Genomic DNA, 18,205 nt, shown 5'->3' with positions numbered 1-18,205 from the left:
TACCTATTCCTATGCGTGAAATGATGAGCATGATGAAAAAAGCCAAAGAAATGCAAGAAAAAATGCAGAAGATTCAGGAGGAAATAGCTAATCTGCAAGCTGTGGGCACCGCAGGGGGTGGTCTCGTCAATATCACTTTAAATGGCAAAAATATTATAACAGCAATTCAAATTGATCCTTCATTACTCAAACCTGAGGAAGCTGAAATTCTTGAAGATCTCATTATGGCAGCTTATAATGAAGCAAGAACAAAAATCGAAGTCGCAATAGAAGAAAAAACCAAAAGTATGACGGCAGGGCTACCACTCCCATCAGGTTTCAAGCTTCCATTTTAATGAAACGGATTTTTTCCGTGGGACAAAAATATGTCTAAATACATTGCAGGACCTGAGATTGAACGTCTCATTCAGATTTTATCACGGTTACCAGGTCTTGGTCCACGTTCAGCACGTCGTGCTGCGCTTCATCTTATCAAAAAAAAAGAGACATTGCTGGAGCCTTTGGGAGCGGCTATACAAGCAGCTATAGAAAAAGTCGGCATTTGTTCTGTTTGTGGAAATGTCGATACCATTGATCCTTGTTCAATTTGTACAGATTTGCGCCGCGATGATACAACAATCATCGTTGTTGAGGATATTGCTGATCTGTGGGCTCTTGAACGCGCAAAAACTTTAGCCGCACGTTACCATGTGTTGGGTGGACGACTCTCCCCCTTAGATGGAATAGGTCCTGACGAACTCAACATTGCCACCTTAATACAGCGTGTTGTACAAAACCCTATTACGGAAATTATTCTTGCTGTCAATGCGACTGTCGAAGGTCAAACAACTGCTCACTATATCACCGATCAGCTTTCTAATTTTCCAGTTAAAATTACGCGACTTGCTCATGGTGTTCCTGTAGGAGGCGAGCTTGATTATCTTGATGATGGAACTTTAGCAGCAGCTGTACAAGCAAGAACAAATCTTTAAAAATTTCTTTCTCTTACCTGTTATCTCGCTTTATTTACTATCATTTCTTTTTATGGGGAAATATTAAAATGATCAAAAAACATCTCTCACTTTTAAACGACTTTGGTCCTGGTATTCTAGCATGTTTACTCATATCAGCCTTAGCTTATGGCTTAGAAGTTGTAGAAAAACAGCTTTTTGGACAAGCATGGCTTGAAAGCCTTGTTTTGGCAATTCTTTTAGGATCGATTATCCGTAGTTGTTTTCCTTTGCCAACATATTTTCAAAAAGGTATCACCTTTTCTGCAAAAACACTTCTCGAAATTGCTATCGTTCTTCTAGGAGCAAGCATTAGCATTAACGCAGTCCTTTCAGCTGGTTGGAATTTGCTTGCTAGTATCATATTCGTGATATTCGTAACGATTATCCTGAGCTTTGCCATCGGCCGACTTTTCGGGCTTTCTACACATTTGGCAATGCTGGTCGCTTGTGGGAATGCTATTTGTGGCAATTCAGCTATTGTTGCCGTTGCACCTGTCATAAAAGCAAAACATGACGATGTAGCCGCGTCAATTGCCTTCACTGCTCTTTTAGGAATTCTTATTATTTTATTTTTACCCTTTTTACATCCATCTCTGAATTTGTCATTTAGCCAATATGGTGTGCTTGCTGGCATGGTTGTTTATGCTGTACCACAGGTTTTAGCAGCAACAGCATCTGTCTCTTTTCTGAGTGTTCAAATTGCAACAATTGTCAAATTAGTACGGGTTCTCATGTTAGGCCCTGTTATTTTTACTCTATCAATCATTTATCGCCGATCAGCACAAACACGCTTGCGTTTACATACCCTCGTCCCATGGTTTATCATTGGCTTTATTATCATGATGCTTGTTCGCTCAAGTGGTCTTATCCCTGAAAAGGCTATCAATCCCATCAAATTTATTGCCCAGTTGTTTACTGTTATCTCAATGGCTGCACTAGGATTAGGTGTTGATATCCGATCACTAAAAAAAGCAGGATGGCGCGTCATTTTGGCTTCAACCTGCTCCATAATTATTCTCGGTATTTGTAGCCTTATTATGATACAATTGAATGATTTAAATCATATAACATTTTAAAATGTGCATTGATTATTATTTTTTCAACGTAGTATGCAATCAACCCAAAGTCCTCATTATTATTAAAATCAGTTCTTTCATAAACCAGAAAAAGTTCTAAAATATTGCTCATTATTCTATACAAAAAATTGAAAGAGCTGATATTTAAGTGAAAACTGTCAATTTTGCTTTTCAGTCCATAATGATTTGCAACGGGGTAGTATCAAAATACGTAACTCATACAAAACAATACCATTTCTTTCATCTGCTCTCATTACGCTAAGGTTTTTATACAAAGACTGATAAAATATATTCTTATTTGGAAAAAATGTGAGATCATGACTTTTCCTCTTTTAAATTACTTTTACTTACTATGTAATAAAAGTGGCATCAACGTACTATTTGATAGCTTACAAGTTGTGACAACCCTTACATTTAAACGATTCGTGAAGGAGTTTTTATTCTTTTCTTCAACAGTTTTGATTCATACGCTAACTCCGCTTGTAATATACAAGCTAATAACTTTAATTGTTTCACCATAAGTAGACTTAAAATAAGAGAATCTTACAATACTCAAGGTACTCATTCAAAAAGTGATAAAAATAAGGATTAAATCAACATCTCGTTCTATCCCATAAAAAGATATTGTTGCTTATTGGCACTAGTAACTTTCTTACAAATGAAATATACGATAATGAAAAGATTAAAAATACAGCAGGACTTTTATTTATCGTTTTATTCAACTAAAATATTTTTATGCTTATCCTTGCTATAGATACTGCTTCAATTTATTGTGCTGTTGCGCTTATTCGTCATAAATCTGTTATTGCGCGTATCAATGAACGCATAAACAAAGGACATGCCGAAAAAATTATTGGGCAGATTACACAAATAATGACACAAGCCAATATGACGCTTGATCAAGTTGAGCGTATTGCTGTCAATATTGGACCTGGATCATTTACTGGTGTGCGTGTCGGTGTTGCAACAGCGCGCGCTTTGGCATTAGCACTTGAAATACCAGCTGTTGGAGTGAGTGCTCTTGAAGCGTTAGCAGCACAAGTCATAAACAGTAAAAGTACAGCATCGGCAATTACTGTTATCCTTGAAGCAGGGAGAGGGATGTTCTACCATCAAAATTTTCATAATGATCTCACACCTTTGGGAGCACCGGGATTAAAAACAATTGAAAATATCCTCGAAGATTTGCCAAAAAAAACCCGACTGACTGGCCCAGCTGCTGATGTCGTTGTGGAGCATGTTAAAAACCATAAAATATACGAAAAAATTGTCCTAGAAAAAATCCCCTGCGAAGCGGCCGATATTGTAAACTATGCTTATCTTGCTGCAAACAAACAATCAAAAAATTCACCTCGCCCACTCTATCTACGCAGCGCTGATGCAAAACAACAAACCAATTTTGCTTTACCACAAAAAAAATAATGCCCAAATTTTCATTGACAAAAAAGAATTTTGGAATTGCTCCGCTACAAGTTAATGATAGTGCTTCTCTTCATCAAATTCATCGGCATTGTTTTACCCCTTCTTGGGAAAAACAAGCTTTTGATAATTTCTTAACAGATCACTCTATCTTCGGATACAAAGCTTTTCTCATTGATCACTCTGATCAAATTTTAGGCTTTTGCCTATGCCGTCTCATCCTTGATGAAGCAGAAATCATCACAATTGCTGTTCATCCTCATTATCGTCAACAAGGAATTGGTACCTTTCTTATCGATCGTACAGTTCACCATCTTCACGACAAGGGCGCTATAAAATTATTCTTGGAAGTAGAAGCCACAAATCTTTCTGCTTTGAACCTTTATCAACGCTTTGAATTTCAAAAAATTTCTGAACGTCTTGCCTACTACGCGTCAAAAAATGGTCGTGGTGATGCAATTATCATGCAAAAAACTTTTAAGCAAATAGATTGAGATTTGTGTAAAAAACATTTACACATGCGCTATGAATAAAGTAAATCCTAAAAATACGCCTCCTGTTGCTCCTAAAAAGGTTTTTATCAAAACCTATGGATGTCAAATGAATGTTTATGATAGCCAACGGATGACTGATAGCCTCAGTTCGCAAGGCTATGTGACAACACAAATTCCCAATGATGCCGATCTTATTCTTGTTAATACCTGTCATATTCGTGAAAAAGCAGCAGAAAAACTTTATTCTGATCTTGGTCGTTTGCGCGTTATGCGTCAAGAGCGCACACCTGATAAACCCCTGATGGTTGGTGTAACAGGTTGTGTTGCACAAGCTGAGGGAAGTGAAATCTTGCGCCGTGCTCCAACAGTGGATATTGTTATTGGTCCGCAAATGTATCATCGCTTGCCAGAATTGTTAGAAAAAGCAAAACAAGGAAAAAAAATTATCGAAACAGACTATGCTGTTGAAGATAAATTTGCTCATTTGCCGCCCCATAATAAACATGCAGTAAGAAAACGAGGTGTTAGCGCATTTTTAACAGTACAGGAAGGTTGCGATAAATTTTGCACTTTTTGTGTTGTTCCTTACACACGCGGTGCTGAAATATCACGGTCTGTCGAGCAAATTACCGAGGAAGCCCTTCAACTCATCGAAGCGGGTGTCAAAGAAATTACGCTGCTTGGACAAAATGTCAATGGTTGGCATGGACAAAGTGCTGATGGCAAAACTTGGCGTCTTGGCGATCTTCTTTATCATCTCGCAAAACTCGATGGTTTAAAGCGTTTGCGTTACACAACCAGCCACCCACGTGATATGGATGATAGCCTTATTGCCGCGCATCGAGATCTTGATATGTTAATGCCTTACCTCCATCTTCCTGTTCAATCAGGTTCAGATCGCATCTTAAAAGCCATGAACCGACAACACAAAAGCTCTCATTATCTTCATCTTATCGAAAAAATTCGAACCGTACGGCCAGATATTGCCTTTTCAGGCGATTTTATTGTAGGGTTTCCAGGAGAAACAGATGAAGACTTTGAAGAAACCATTAAACTTATTCAACAAGTACAGTACAGTTCAGCTTATTCTTTTAAATATTCCCCCCGTCCTGGAACAGTGGGAGCCACAATGAAAAATCATGTTGATGAATCTGTAAAAGATGCCCGACTTCAACATTTACAAGCCCTTCTCCTTGAGCAACAAAATGCGTTTTTGCGTTCTAAAATTGATCAAAAAACGAACGTTCTCATCGAAAAACCTGGACGTCACTCAGGGCAAATGGTAGGGCGTTCCCCTTGGCTTTTACCTGTTGTTATCGATACAGAAGCCTCTACAGGTAGCGTGATAGAAATTCATATTAAAAATGCAAGCTCAAACAGTTTTGTTGGTGAAGTGACAAATAGATAAACATGCCTCTAATACCTTGTTCAAAAATAAATATTTTGGAAAACTCTTTTATTTTAAAAGCAAATGATTACATCTAAAGCGTGCACTTTTTGTAAAAATTGTCTTTTATAAAGTTTACTTAACAAAATGTGCAATATTTATGTAGATATGGAGAATAAGCTGAAAGCTTCAACCGAAAAAATAAAGCGTATTAGAGAAAAAGTAAATACGTCCCTTGAAAAGGCTGATACCTTGAAACAAACAAGCGCTTCAGATGTGAGCCAAGTTGTTTTGATTTTCGAAAATAATAAATATGCAAAAGCAGTTTTTGGTAAATTTGACGAAAATCTCGCTTATATCGAAAAAAAACTCGAACTTAGTATTCATCCGCGTGGTAATGAAGTCTTAATCCGTGGAAATGTTTCTGTTATAAAACGTGCGCAATATGTATTGCAGCAGCTTTATGAACGTGCCAAAACACATCAAGAGCTCACTTTATCAGATATAAAAGGAGCGATTGCTATGGCAAATATACCAAAGAAGCAGAAAGAAGACACAATAACACACAAATCTGCAACGAAACGTATACCAGCTCGGTTGAGTACCCATAAAAAAATAATTCATGCAAGAACTCCAACACAAGACGCTTACATAAGTGCTATGGAGCATACTGAACTTGTGTTTGGTGTAGGACCAGCAGGAACAGGAAAAACATATCTTGCTGTTGCTCATGCTGCAATGCTTCTAGAACGTGGTATCATTGAGCGAATTATTCTCTCACGTCCAGCTGTTGAAGCTGGAGAACATCTTGGTTTTCTTCCCGGTGATCTCAAAGAAAAAGTCGACCCATATTTACGACCACTTTATGATGCTCTTTATGATATGATGCCCGCTGAAAAAATAGAACGCATTTTAGCCTCTGGTGTCATAGAAATTGCTCCTCTCGCCTTTATGCGCGGACGAACACTTGCCCATGCTGCTGTTATTCTTGATGAGGCACAAAATACTACCCCCATGCAAATGAAGATGTTCCTCACACGTCTTGGAGAAGGAACGCGTATGATCGTTACCGGTGACGTAAGCCAAATTGATTTGCCTACAGGGCAAAAATCAGGTCTCATTGAAGCAATTCGCATTCTTTCAAATGTAGAAAATATTGCAATTGTGCATTTTGATGAAAAAGATGTTGTACGCCATCCACTTGTTGCTGCTATTGTTCGTGCTTATGATCTTGATTCCGAAATACAAAATAAAAAAAAATCATTCGCATGCGATGCATTAAAAAATGAATTTGATTCATCATGATTATTATTGATATAATGATTAAAAGCGCAGGGTGGAATGATGAGAAAATGCTTTATAATATCACTGAAAAAGCATTAATGACAACTATGCATCATGTTTCATTGGCAAATGTTGTAAGCGAGATTAGCCTGCTTTTTACGGATGATGAACATATGGCACAAATCAATGCACAATGGCGCAACAAAAACAAATCTACTAATGTATTATCCTTTCCTGCTTTTCCACTTAAAGCTGGAAATCGACCTGGTCCCATGCTCGGTGATATCATTATTGCCCGAGAAACTGTTGTTTTCGAAGCAGAGAAAGAAGGAAAAACATTTCAAGACCATTTAACACATATGATTGTTCATGGTATCTTGCATCTGCTTGGTTATGACCATGAAACTGATGATGAAGCATATAAAATGGAAAAGCTCGAAAGAGAAATTCTTCAAAAGCTTTCCATAAAAGATCCTTACGCATAATTGTCTATCAATGATAAAATTTAACTTTTAAAATCAATATTACCAGCATACCATTTAAAGCCTCTTATTTATCTGTTATAAAAGAAAGTCTAGAAGATTTCAAAACCATGGCAAACAAAATAAATGCACAAAATAATAGTCAAGCATCTTCTAATAATGAAAAAGACCCCTCTCAACAGACGAATCATACAGAGAAATATTCCCTGATGAATCATTTATTTTCATTCTTACGGGGTCGTAATTGTGCATCTACGTCACTGCGCGATGATCTTACCGTTGCACTCACGACTAACAATGAAAAAGATACCGCCCTCTTCTCACCTGAAGAACGTACTATGCTGCATAACATTTTACGCTTACGTGAAGCACGCGTGGATGATGTTATGATACCTCGTTCTGAAATCGAAGCATTAGAAATAAACACCTCTCTTGGAGAAACCCTTAAATGTTTTGCAAAAATTGGTCATTCTCGTATCCCCGTTTATGCTGAAACTTTAGATGATCCGCGCGGCATGATCCATATCCGCGATATTCTTAACTACATCACTCGCTTTATTATCAACCCAACAAAAACCGAACAAAAATCCGATTTGCTTCAATTAAACCATACAGACTTGCATACTCCAATCGGTGAATTGGATTTGATCCGAACAGTTCTCTTTGTTCCCAGTTCTATGCTTGCAAGCAAATTATTAACACGGATGCAAACTACACGAACTCAAATGGCTTTAGTTATTGATGAACATGGAGGAACAGATGGTCTCGTTTCAATGGAAGATATTGTTGAGTTAGTCGTTGGGGATATCGAAGATGAACATGATAATGTCGACAATGCTATCGTACGTGAACCAAATAATAAATGGCTCGTTGATGCAAGAACTGAACTAGAAGATGTGGAGAAAGCTCTTGGTCCTGATTTTATCGTAGGGGAATATGGTGATGAAGTTGATACTATTGGTGGTTTGATCGTCTCAATTCTTGATCGCATTCCTGCTAAAGGTGAAATTGTCGAAGCTGTACCTGGCTATAGATTTCGTATTTTAGAAGCTGATAAACGCCGGATTAAACGATTGCGCATTTTTCGCATTCCCAAAAATGAGAATCTTGAGAACAATGCCATCCCTAAAGAATAGTCCAGCATTTTTAAACAATTTCATCGTTTTTTTGTTCTCTGTTACAGGCTGGAAGCGCCAAGCATGGATATTTCTGTGTGGTGCTCTTACTTCTTTTGCACTTCCACCCTTTTATTTAACACCTCTTTGCTTTTTAACTTTCCCTCTCTTTATTGTTTTACTTGACTCAATACGGGCCACCAAAAACAATAAAAAACATTTTTTTACTTACGCTTTAAGCTGTGGAACCTTTGGTTTTAGTTATTTTATTTGCGGCCTTTGGTGGCTATGCAATGCTTTGTTAACAGATCCAGATTCTTTTGGTTGGGCAGTCCCATTAGCCATTTTATTTCCTCCACTCTACCTTTCTCTTTATTGGTTTTTTTCTGGTTTCATTGTCGGTTTATTATGGACAAAAGGAATAGCACGCTTTTTTGTTTTAGCCTTTGCATTAGGATTATCCGAGTGGTTGCGTGCGTTTTTATTCACAGGATTTCCATGGAATTCTCTTGGCTATACAGCCATGCCAACCCCAATGTTCATGCAATCTGATGCAATCGTAGGACTTTACGGAATGAATATTCTTGCTGTCTTAGCCTACAGTTTGCCAACTGTTTTATTAACGGATGAAAAAAAGAAAGTGGCACTTTCTCTTTGTTTATCACTTATATTCATTCACTGTGGTTTTGGGTTTTATCGTCTTCATACTATAGAAAACACAACTGAAGATCAAAAAAGTGCTTATTGGGTGCGCATTGTTCAACCGTCCATCCAACAAAATATAAAATTGCGTGATAATACACGAGAATCTATGTTGGAAGCGCATATGAAGCTAAGTGCAACGCCAACAACCGATCAAAATTCAGAACCCGATTTTATCGTATGGCCTGAAGCTTCCGTTCCTTACCTTCTCTATGATAAATCATCTATCACAATGCGCATTGCCTCTCTTTTAAAACCTAAACAATGGGCTATTGTTGGAGCAATACGCGCCAGCAATGATCTACCTCATTCCCAAACACAATATTTTAATACAATTGCAGTCATTAATGCTCAAGGTAATATTTTAAATACTTCCGATAAACTTCATTTGGTTCCTTTTGGTGAGTATCTCCCTTATCAGAATTTATTGAAAAAAATTGGATTGCGTACCCTTGCTGATAATATTGGTGGATATAGTGCTGCAAGTGTGCGCAAAATTGTTACAATGCCAAACGGATTTTCTTATCTACCCTTAATTTGTTATGAAGCAATATTTCCCCATGAAATGACTTTTAAAGGCTCCCCGCCTCAAGCAATTATTAATATTACAAATGATGCATGGTTTGGTGTAACACCTGGACCCTATCAACATCTTCAACAAGCACAGCTTCGTGCCGTTGAACTGGGAATCCCCCTCATACGGGCAGCCAATAATGGCATATCAGCTGTTATTGATTCTTATGGACGAATCGTTGTAGCTCTTCGACAAAATGCTGTGGGCATTATTGATTCACAAGTTCCATCATCCATTACCCCTATAGGAAGCAATGAATACAGAACTTTCTCTACTTTTATCTTATTCATCCTTATGCTATTGTGTCGTATTGGTTTTGGTTTTACAAAACAGCTTAAATGATTCAAGTGCCCTTTGTACGGTATTGTGTTGCGTGTACCAGTGATATTGGGAAAAAATATTACATATTGTTTTAATTATATGATAAATCAACTGCGCATAAATATGATGTTGGTTTAGAAGAAAAATGCTGGAAATAAAGAGTTGCATTATGACCGAAACTAGAAAAAAACCTGACCCTATAGATATCTATGTTGGAACTCGTATCCGTTTACGTCGTAATATTTTAGGACTCACTCAAGAGAAACTAGGTGAAAAATTAGGAATTACTTTTCAGCAAATCCAAAAATATGAAAAAGGAACAAACCGTATTGGTGCCAGCCGTCTTCAAGCGATAGCGGAAATTATGGATGTTCCTGTTTCTTACTTTTTTGATAAAGGTATTACCTCCCAACAAGTAGAGGGTTTTGCTGAAAGTGAACACAATTTTATAGACTTTTGTTCTAGCAGCGAAGGGATTCAGCTCATGCGCGCTTTTACAAATATATCTGATGCTAAAGTGCGTCGAAAAATTATTGACTTGGCAAAAGCACTTTCTGAGGAAGATTTGACAAATAAGTTATAAATTAAAATTATATCTTTTCTCTTTTATTCATATACATTTGCATTGACTATTTGCTGTAGAATTAGCAAATGGTGACGACTTTAGTAAGCAATTGATTAAATCGTTGGTTTTCTTTTTTGAAGGAGTTCCTATGCCGCATCAAGATTATCTTTTTACGAGCGAATCGGTATCGGAAGGACATCCTGATAAAATTTGTGATCGTATTTCCGATGAAATCGTTGATATGATCTATAAAGAAGCTGAAAAGACTGGTACTGATCCATGGTTAGTACGCGTTGCCTGTGAAACTCTCGTCAGTGTCAACCGTGTTGTTATCGCTGGTGAAGTACGTGTTCCCGATACGCTATTAAAAAAAGATAAAAATAAAGAATTCATCTATGATGAAACTAGCTTTCCACTCATTAATCCTACACGTTTTCGTACAGCAGCGCGCCGTGCTATTCGTACCATTGGCTATGAACAAGCAGGCTTCCATTGGAAAACTGTTAAAATTGATGTTCTTTTGCGCCCACAATCAGCTGATATAGCAAGAGGGGTTGATAATGCTACGGATCGGCATGGTGAAGAAGGAGCGGGTGATCAAGGTATCATGTTTGGATATGCTTGCCGTGAAACACCTGATCTCATGCCTGCGCCAATTTATTATGCGCATAAAATTCTCAAACTTCTTGCCGCAGCTCGTCATAAAGGAGAGGGAGAAACTGGAAAATTAGGACCAGATGCTAAAAGCCAAATAACCATACGTTATAAAAATGGAAAACCGATAGAGGTCACATCCATTGTTCTTTCAACGCAGCACCTTGATGAAAGCTGGGATTCCAATAAAGTACGTACAGTGGTTGAACCTTACATTCGCCAAGCTTTACATGACATTCCCATTGCAGCTCAATGCAGTTGGTATATTAACCCAACAGGAAAATTTGTCATTGGAGGCCCTCAAAGCGATGCCGGATTAACGGGACGCAAAATTATTGTGGATACTTACGGAGGTGCAGCACCCCATGGAGGCGGTGCTTTTTCAGGAAAAGATACAACAAAAGTTGATCGTTCTGCTGCCTATGCGGCACGCTATCTGGCTAAGAATATTGTTGCTGCTCATTTAGCAGAGAGATGCACCATTCAACTCTCCTATGCAATTGGTATTGCACAACCTTTATCTATTTATCTTAATCTTCATGGAACAGGAAAAGTCGATGAAAAGGTTATTGAAGAAGCCATCCGCAAAATAATGGACCTTTCACCTACCGGCATTCGAAAACATCTTGACCTCAATAAACCTATTTATGCGAAAACAGCTGCCTATGGTCACTTTGGTCGTAAACCAAAACACGATGGTTCGTTTTCATGGGAAAAAACTGATCTCGTGAAAACGCTTCAAACAATGATCCAAATCCCATGATTAAACATAATATACGTAAGAGTGAAGCATTTTTTGGACGCAGACAAGGAAAACAACTTCGAGACAGTCAGCTTACACGTATACAAATGCTTCTCCCCAGTTTGAATATTGATTTAAATGTCCCTCCTCCCTTAAACCTTACATCCTTATTTTCAAGCAAAGTAAGAGAAATTCGACTTGAAATCGGTTTTGGTGGAGGTGAACATTTACTTCATGAAATGGAATATTTTCCAAAAACCGGTTTTATCGGCGTCGAGCCCTTTATCAATGGCATGGCAAAAATATTGTCGTCTCTTGAACAGCATCAAAACCATCAAAATCGTCTTCGCCTCTATAATGATGATGCTACACGCCTTCTTGATTGGCTCCCTGATAACTCGCTTGATGGAATAGACCTCTTCTATCCTGATCCTTGGCCGAAAAAAACACTGGAAACGACGCTTCATCAATATAAAAAATCTTAACCGTTTTGCTCGTGTTCTTAAAATAGGAAAATTTTTTCGCTTTGCTAGCGATATAGACAGTTATGTAAACTGGACTTTGTACCATTGTGCACAACATGATCACTTTGAATGGAAAGCAGAAAGCCCTCAAGACTGGAAACTCCCTTATCCACTATGGAGCGGAACCCGCTATGAAGCAAAAGCTTTACGCGAAGGACGAACGCCTGCCTATCTTACCTTTATCAAGAAATAAATGATCAAGCGCTTTTCTCATAAACAACTTGAAAAATTTTGAATTTAAGAGTATCAATAGTTAAATTCTTGGTCTTATGATGAAGAGTGGGCCGTTGGACCCGCTCTTTTTTAATATCATAAAACTGATGAAACCAACTTGGATAAAATGTATGAACGAAGCTGAAAAAATAAGCAATCTTGACGAACCACGCCTGTTTGAAGAAGATGGTATCGAAGCACAGGTTGCTGCTCTTGTCATACCACTACTTAAACCTTTAGGTTTTCGTTTGGTTCGTGTGAAACTTCTTGGTCAAAATGGTTTAACACTTCAAATTATGGTTGAACGTGCTGATGGTTCTATGACCATAGAAGATTGTGAAACTGTTAGTCGAACAGTTTCTCCCCTCCTTGATGTACAAAATGTTATTGAACGCAAATATCATTTAGAAATCTCATCACCTGGAATTGATCGTCCATTGGTAAGAAAATCTGATTTTTTTCATTGGCAAGGGCATCTTGCAAAAATTGAAACCAAAATAACAATTGATGGGCGCCGAAAATTTCGTGGGACACTTACAAATATCACGCAAGATGGATTTATTTTAAACACTGATAAAGCTGCTTATGGAGAAGCCATGTATACCCCTATTTCCTTTTGTGATATCATAAATGCGCATTTAGTGCTTACCGATGAGCTTATTCGCGATGCATTGAAACAAAATAAAGATTTAAGTCAACAATTCATTGCCGAAGAGAACGCTAACGACTCTATACAGACGCTCAATTTCAAAAAATAATATCACTGGGAAATACCCATCGTGTGGCACAAAGAAGGAGAAAATTGATGGCTACAAGCGCTAACAGGCTTGAGATTCTGCAAATTGCAGATGCTGTTGCACGTGAAAAGTCAATCGACCGTGAAATTGTCATTTCTGCGATGGCTGATGCTATTCAAAAAGCAGCACGTTCTCGTTATGGTCAAGAAACCAATATTCGTGCTGAAATCAATTCTAAAACAGGTGAAATTAAATTACAGCGCCTGCTTAAAATCGTTGATGTCGTTGAAGACTATACAACGGAAATTACTTTGTCTGATGCTCTCAAACGTCAAGCAGAAGCAAAAATTGGTGATTTTTTTGCTGATCTTTTACCTCCTATGGATTTTGGACGTATCGCAGCACAATCTGCTAAACAGGTTATTGTACAAAAAGTACGCGATGCAGAGCGCGATCAGCAATATGAAGAATTCAAAAATAAAGTTGGTGAAATTATTTCTGGTACAGTTAAGCGTGTGGAATATGGTAACGTCATCGTTGATCTAGGGCGCGGTGAAGCTATTGTGCGCCGTGATGAATTAATTCCTCGTGAATCATTCCGCTATGGAGATCGCATTCGTGCTTTTGTCAATGATGTACACCGTGAAACGCGTGGTCCGCAAATTTTCCTTTCACGCACACATCCCCAATTTATGGTAAAACTTTTCACTATGGAAGTACCAGAAATTTATGATGGTATTATAGAAATCAAATCTGTTGCTCGTGATCCAGGTTCACGGGCTAAAATCGCCGTTGTTTCACGTGATGGTTCCATTGATCCTGTTGGAGCATGCGTTGGAATGCGAGGAAGTCGTGTACAAGCTGTTGTTGCTGAATTACAAGGCGAAAAAATTGATATTATTCCTTGGTCGCCTGATGCGGCAACATTTGTCGTTAATGCACTGCAACCTGCTGAAGTTTCTAAAATCATCCTTGATGAAGATGCTGAACGGATTGAAGTTATTGTGCCAGATGATCAACTTAGCCTTGCTATTGGACGACGTGGGCAAAATGTTCGCTTGGCTTCGCAACTAACAGGATGGAACATTGATATTTTAACGGAAAAGGAAGAATCTGAAAATCGTCAAAAAGAATTTACTGAACGAAGTAAATTGTTTATGGAAGCCTTAGAGGTTGACGAAATGATCGGACAGGTTATGGCATCAGAGGGTTTTTCTTCTATTGAAGAAATCGCCTATATTGATCTTGAAGAAATCGCTTCTATTGATGGTTTTGACCATGATACCGCCGCTGAAATCCAAAGTCGTGCCCGCGAATATCTTGATCATCAAGAAAAAGCACTTGATGAAAAACGCAAAAAGCTCGGAGTTTCTGACGAATTGCGAACACTTCCTGGAATGACAAGTGCTATGTTGGTTGCTGTAGGTGAGGATGGTGTAAAAACAATAGAAGACTTTGCTGGCTATGCCGTTGATGATTTAGCTGGTTGGAGAGAACGTAAAGAAGGCCAAACACAGAATTTTTCTGGTATTTTAACCCCTTTTGACATTACACGCGCAGATGCAGAAGCTATGGTTTTAGCCGCACGTGTACAAGCAGGCTGGATAGACCAAGCTGATCTTGTTACAGAAAATCCTGTAGAAGATGGAAATTCTACAGAAAATGAAAAAATAGATGATTTGGATGTGGATACACTTTAAATGAATGAACGGACTTGCATTGTGACCCGAAAAAATGCTTCAGCACAAACGCTGATCCGTTTTGTTATTGGTCCCAACAACCAAATTGTTCCTGATCTTAAAGCGAATTTACCAGGGCGTGGCGTTTGGATTTCCGCCCATCACGCTGTTATTGAGAAAGCAATAAAACAGAAAGCTTTTCATAGAAATTTTAAAACAGATGTTGAGGTTGCACCAAATCTTGTGCATGTTGTTGATACGCTTTTACTAAAAGCCGCTCTTTCAAGCCTTTCCATGGCACGAAAAGCGGGAGCAATTGTTATGGGAGCAACAAAGGTTGACGCTGCTATCCGCTCTGGTAAAGTTATTCTTGTACTTCATGCTAAAGAAACAACAGAAGATGGGAAACGAAAAATTGCACAGGCCATCCATTCAATACAACAACAAACAAATCGGACTATAAAAACCATATCTTTATTTACAAGTGATGAAATGCGAGTGGCTTTTGGCTCTAATCCTGTAATGCACGCGGCCTTACTGGACACAAAAGCTGCTGAAGGATTTCTCAAAACAACATGTAAATTGATCAGCTATCGTGACGACAAGCATAGTAAGTCTAGTGAGATGACGGCACAAGCCGTGAAGGAAGTACAATGAGTGAAAATAACAACGACAAAACAACCGTCAAGAAGACACTAACTCTCAAGAGGTCTGTCTTGGAAACGAGCACGGTTAAACAAAATTTTAGTCATGGCCGTACGAAGGCTGTCGTTGTCGAAACCAAACGGCGTAAAATTACGCGACCTGATGAAAAAGCTGAAACCCTACAGCCCATTACAAAGCCGCATGTGGCCCCCCAGCGTTCTAAACCGCGTTTTGAGGGAAAAAAGCCTCAAGAATCTGTGACCAAAAGCAATCTTTCATCAACTGAAATGGAAGCGAGGCTTCGCGCGTTAGAAGAAGCACATATCCAAGAAAAAATAACGCGAGAACAAGCCGAAGAAGAAGCAAGACGCGCTAAAGAGCGTGAAGAAATTTTACAGCAAGAAATTAAAGAAAAAGAAATACATCTCCAACAAGAAGAAGAAATATTGCCAGTACAGACTCCACCTGTTCCCCCTCTCATTGAACAGACAGATATTCCTATTGCGCCTAAACAGACAACCGTGGTTGAAAAACGCAAAATAGATGACAATAAAGAGGAAGAACGGCATAGTCGACGTGCTAATCCTGCTAAGTCAGAAATACGTGTACCAAAAGTTGTCAAAGGAGCTGATGAGCGGAGACGCGGAAAGCTAACTCTGAATAGTGCACTGGATGAAGAAGGAAGCGCACGTGGGCGCTCAATGGCTGCAATGCGGCGTAGACAGGAAAAGTTTAAGCGTGCACAAAATCAAGAACCAAGAGAAAAAATTTCTCGCGAAGTTGTTCTTCCTGAAACGATTACCATTCAAGAGCTCGCACAACGTATGACTGAGCGTTCTGTTGATGTGATTAAATTCTTGATGAAACAAGGACAAATGATGAAACCTGGCGATGTTATTGATGCAGATGTTGCCGAACTCATCGCTGTTGAATTTGGCCATACTGTTAAACGTGTTTTAGAATCTGACGTAGAAGAAGGTATCTTTAATATAATAGATAATCCTCAAAACATGCAGCAGCGTGCCCCTGTTGTAACCATTATGGGCCATGTTGACCACGGAAAAACTTCTCTTTTGGATGCTATTCGTAAAGCAAATGTTGTTTCTGGCGAAGCAGGAGGTATTACGCAGCATATTGGTGCCTATCAAGTAGAACAAAATGGTCAAAAAATTACCTTTATTGATACACCAGGTCATGCCGCATTTACGGCTATGCGTGCACGCGGAGCTCGTGTTACTGATATTGCTGTTCTCGTTGTAGCCGCTGATGATAGTGTTATGCCTCAAACGATTGAATCAATCAATCATGCGAAAGCTGCTGGTGTACCTATCATTGTTGCTATCAACAAAATTGATAAACCAGCTGCGAATGCACAAAAAGTGCGTACAGAACTTCTACAACATGAAGTGTTTGTTGAAACTATGGGTGGAGAAACTTTGGACGTTGAAGTTTCTGCTAAAACTGGTCAAAATCTTGATAAACTTCTCGAAGCTATCCTTCTTCAAGCTGAAATGCTTGATCTGAAAGCAGATCCTCAACGAACTGCAGAGGGCGTTATCATTGAAGCCAAATTGGATCGCGGACGTGGGTCTGTTGCAACAGTTCTTGTTCAAAAAGGTACATTACACCCTTCTGATATTATCGTTGCCGGAAATGAATGGGGTCGTGTGCGTGCTTTGATTGACGACCATGGCCGCCATGTCAAAGAGGCCGTTCCCTCTACACCAATTGAAATTTTAGGCATGCAAGGAACACCACAAGCCGGAGACCGTTTTGCTGTTGTCACACATGAAGCAAAAGCACGTGAAATTTCTGAATATCGGCAACGATTAGCACGTGATAAAGCTGTTGCGCGGCAAACTGGTTCGCGTGGTTCTCTTGAACAGATGATGACAAAATTGCAAACGACTGGTGTTAAGGAATTTTCTCTTATTATAAAAGGAGATGTGCAAGGATCAATTGAAGCAATCGCTTCAGCATTGGAAAAACTCGGAAATGACGAGGTTCGTGCACGTATTGTACATTCTGGTGCTGGAGGAATTACCGAAAGTGATATTTCTCTTGCAGAAGCTTCTAACTCTGCTGTAATTGGCTTTAATGTTCGAGCCAATAAGCAGGCACGTGATTTTGCTAAAACACAAGGAATTGAAATTCGTTATTACAACATCATTTATGATCTTGTTGACGATATCAAGGCTGCTATGTCTGGATTACTCTCACCAGAACAGCGTGAAACTTTCCTTGGTAATGCTGAAATTCTAGAAGTCTTTAACATTACAAAAATTGGAAAAGTTGCAGGATGTCGTGTTACAGAAGGTAAAATAGAACGAGGAGCCGGTGTTCGCCTTATCCGCGATAATATCGTTATTCACGAAGGAAAGCTGAAAACACTCAAACGCTTTAAGGATGAAGTCAATGAAGTGCAAAGTGGTCAAGAATGTGGAATAGCCTTTGAAAATTATGAAGACATGCGTGCAGGAGACATCATTGAGACCTTCCGTATCGAACATATTAATCGCACATTATAAAATAATCCAATAACTTTACTCTGTTGTGAAATGAGAAAAGTTATTAGTTTTATACACAATATTTCTTTTTGC

The 18,205-nt window shown here is 38.7% G+C and carries 16 protein-coding genes and 1 pseudogene; all 17 read left to right on the top strand.

Going from position 1 to position 18,205, the window contains the following annotated elements:
- The first annotated feature begins 11 nt into the window (after positions 1 to 11).
- The 17 genes and pseudogenes from ACFIMG_RS03825 (at position 12) to infB (ending at position 18,133) form a co-directional block, all read left to right on the top strand.
- Entirely contained in the window at positions 12 to 335 is a 324-nt protein-coding gene (locus ACFIMG_RS03825; protein WP_375606797.1) for a YbaB/EbfC family nucleoid-associated protein, read from the top strand.
- A 30-nt stretch (positions 336 to 365) separates the two neighbouring features.
- Positions 366 to 971: a recombination mediator RecR gene (gene recR, locus ACFIMG_RS03820; RefSeq protein WP_273790577.1), complete on the top strand. Its 606-nt coding sequence runs from the start codon at positions 366 to 368 to the stop codon at positions 969 to 971.
- A gap of 68 nt (positions 972 to 1,039) precedes the next feature.
- Positions 1,040 to 2,068 carry a YeiH family protein gene (locus tag ACFIMG_RS03815; RefSeq protein WP_375678508.1) on the top strand — a complete coding sequence of 343 codons (1,029 nt, stop codon included), beginning with the start codon at positions 1,040 to 1,042 and terminating at the stop codon, positions 2,066 to 2,068.
- Between the two features lie 735 nt (positions 2,069 to 2,803).
- Positions 2,804 to 3,490, top strand: coding sequence for a tRNA (adenosine(37)-N6)-threonylcarbamoyltransferase complex dimerization subunit type 1 TsaB (gene tsaB, locus ACFIMG_RS03810; RefSeq protein WP_375678509.1), 687 nt, complete (start codon positions 2,804 to 2,806; stop codon positions 3,488 to 3,490).
- A complete protein-coding gene (gene rimI / locus ACFIMG_RS03805) occupies positions 3,490 to 3,981 on the top strand; it encodes a ribosomal protein S18-alanine N-acetyltransferase (protein ID WP_375678510.1) in 492 nt (163 codons plus the stop codon). The genes tsaB and rimI overlap by 1 nt, the downstream gene beginning before the upstream one ends.
- A gap of 31 nt (positions 3,982 to 4,012) precedes the next feature.
- On the top strand, positions 4,013 to 5,389 hold the full coding sequence (gene miaB / locus ACFIMG_RS03800) for a tRNA (N6-isopentenyl adenosine(37)-C2)-methylthiotransferase MiaB (RefSeq protein WP_375678511.1): 1,377 nt from the start codon (positions 4,013 to 4,015) through the stop codon (positions 5,387 to 5,389).
- A gap of 159 nt (positions 5,390 to 5,548) precedes the next feature.
- Positions 5,549 to 6,673 carry a PhoH family protein gene (locus ACFIMG_RS03795; RefSeq protein ID WP_375678545.1) on the top strand — a complete coding sequence of 375 codons (1,125 nt, stop codon included), beginning with the start codon at positions 5,549 to 5,551 and terminating at the stop codon, positions 6,671 to 6,673.
- Positions 6,670 to 7,137: an rRNA maturation RNase YbeY gene (gene ybeY, locus ACFIMG_RS03790; protein ID WP_375678512.1), complete on the top strand. Its 468-nt coding sequence runs from the start codon at positions 6,670 to 6,672 to the stop codon at positions 7,135 to 7,137. The genes ACFIMG_RS03795 and ybeY overlap by 4 nt, the downstream gene beginning before the upstream one ends.
- A 107-nt stretch (positions 7,138 to 7,244) precedes the next feature.
- Positions 7,245 to 8,270 carry a hemolysin family protein gene (locus tag ACFIMG_RS03785; protein WP_375613314.1) on the top strand — a complete coding sequence of 342 codons (1,026 nt, stop codon included), beginning with the start codon at positions 7,245 to 7,247 and terminating at the stop codon, positions 8,268 to 8,270.
- Entirely contained in the window at positions 8,233 to 9,867 is a 1,635-nt protein-coding gene (gene lnt, locus ACFIMG_RS03780; protein WP_375678513.1) for an apolipoprotein N-acyltransferase, read from the top strand. Before ACFIMG_RS03785 ends, lnt begins: the two co-directional genes overlap by 38 nt.
- A 148-nt stretch (positions 9,868 to 10,015) precedes the next feature.
- A complete protein-coding gene (locus tag ACFIMG_RS03775) occupies positions 10,016 to 10,429 on the top strand; it encodes a helix-turn-helix domain-containing protein (RefSeq protein WP_375611810.1) in 414 nt (137 codons plus the stop codon).
- 130 nt (positions 10,430 to 10,559) lie between these two features.
- Positions 10,560 to 11,828 (top strand): methionine adenosyltransferase, encoded by a 1,269-nt coding sequence (metK, locus tag ACFIMG_RS03770; protein ID WP_375613312.1) that lies wholly within the window; start codon positions 10,560 to 10,562, stop codon positions 11,826 to 11,828.
- Positions 11,825 to 12,524 (top strand): annotated as a pseudogene (locus ACFIMG_RS03765) (tRNA (guanine(46)-N(7))-methyltransferase TrmB). The gene metK and the pseudogene ACFIMG_RS03765 overlap by 4 nt, the downstream one beginning before the upstream one ends.
- 127 nt (positions 12,525 to 12,651) lie before the next feature.
- Positions 12,652 to 13,302, top strand: a complete 651-nt coding sequence (gene rimP, locus ACFIMG_RS03760) for a ribosome maturation factor RimP (RefSeq protein ID WP_375611870.1) — start codon at positions 12,652 to 12,654, stop codon at positions 13,300 to 13,302.
- 47 nt (positions 13,303 to 13,349) lie between these two features.
- A complete protein-coding gene (gene nusA / locus ACFIMG_RS03755; RefSeq protein WP_375627644.1) occupies positions 13,350 to 14,981 on the top strand; it encodes a transcription termination factor NusA in 1,632 nt (543 codons plus the stop codon).
- The gene (locus ACFIMG_RS03750; RefSeq protein WP_375611814.1) at positions 14,982 to 15,617 is read left to right on the top strand and encodes an RNA-binding protein; all 636 of its coding nucleotides are present in this window, start codon (positions 14,982 to 14,984) and stop codon (positions 15,615 to 15,617) included. It begins immediately after the preceding gene.
- Entirely contained in the window at positions 15,614 to 18,133 is a 2,520-nt protein-coding gene (gene infB, locus ACFIMG_RS03745) for a translation initiation factor IF-2 (RefSeq protein ID WP_375678515.1), read from the top strand. Before ACFIMG_RS03750 ends, infB begins: the two co-directional genes overlap by 4 nt.
- Positions 18,134 to 18,205 lie beyond the last annotated feature (72 nt).

Origin of the sequence: Bartonella sp. AP11XZML, from assembly GCF_042196445.1 — a bacterium.
Taxonomy (GTDB): Bacteria; Pseudomonadota; Alphaproteobacteria; order Rhizobiales; family Rhizobiaceae; genus Bartonella.
Note: the sequence above shows the minus strand (reverse complement) of the source record. Positions and strands in the feature narration are given on the sequence as shown.

Coding starts and splice junctions, on each gene's coding strand:
- ACFIMG_RS03825 (WP_375606797.1), top strand. CDS start 12: ATGCGTGAAATGATGAGCATGATGAAAAAAGCCAAAGAAATGCAAGAA.
- recR (WP_273790577.1), top strand. CDS start 366: ATGTCTAAATACATTGCAGGACCTGAGATTGAACGTCTCATTCAGATT.
- ACFIMG_RS03815 (WP_375678508.1), top strand. CDS start 1,040: ATGATCAAAAAACATCTCTCACTTTTAAACGACTTTGGTCCTGGTATT.
- tsaB (WP_375678509.1), top strand. CDS start 2,804: ATGCTTATCCTTGCTATAGATACTGCTTCAATTTATTGTGCTGTTGCG.
- rimI (WP_375678510.1), top strand. CDS start 3,490: ATGCCCAAATTTTCATTGACAAAAAAGAATTTTGGAATTGCTCCGCTA.
- miaB (WP_375678511.1), top strand. CDS start 4,013: ATGAATAAAGTAAATCCTAAAAATACGCCTCCTGTTGCTCCTAAAAAG.
- ybeY (WP_375678512.1), top strand. CDS start 6,670: ATGATTATTATTGATATAATGATTAAAAGCGCAGGGTGGAATGATGAG.
- ACFIMG_RS03785 (WP_375613314.1), top strand. CDS start 7,245: ATGGCAAACAAAATAAATGCACAAAATAATAGTCAAGCATCTTCTAAT.
- lnt (WP_375678513.1), top strand. CDS start 8,233: ATGAGAATCTTGAGAACAATGCCATCCCTAAAGAATAGTCCAGCATTT.
- ACFIMG_RS03775 (WP_375611810.1), top strand. CDS start 10,016: ATGACCGAAACTAGAAAAAAACCTGACCCTATAGATATCTATGTTGGA.
- metK (WP_375613312.1), top strand. CDS start 10,560: ATGCCGCATCAAGATTATCTTTTTACGAGCGAATCGGTATCGGAAGGA.
- rimP (WP_375611870.1), top strand. CDS start 12,652: ATGAAACCAACTTGGATAAAATGTATGAACGAAGCTGAAAAAATAAGC.
- nusA (WP_375627644.1), top strand. CDS start 13,350: ATGGCTACAAGCGCTAACAGGCTTGAGATTCTGCAAATTGCAGATGCT.
- ACFIMG_RS03750 (WP_375611814.1), top strand. CDS start 14,982: ATGAATGAACGGACTTGCATTGTGACCCGAAAAAATGCTTCAGCACAA.
- infB (WP_375678515.1), top strand. CDS start 15,614: ATGAGTGAAAATAACAACGACAAAACAACCGTCAAGAAGACACTAACT.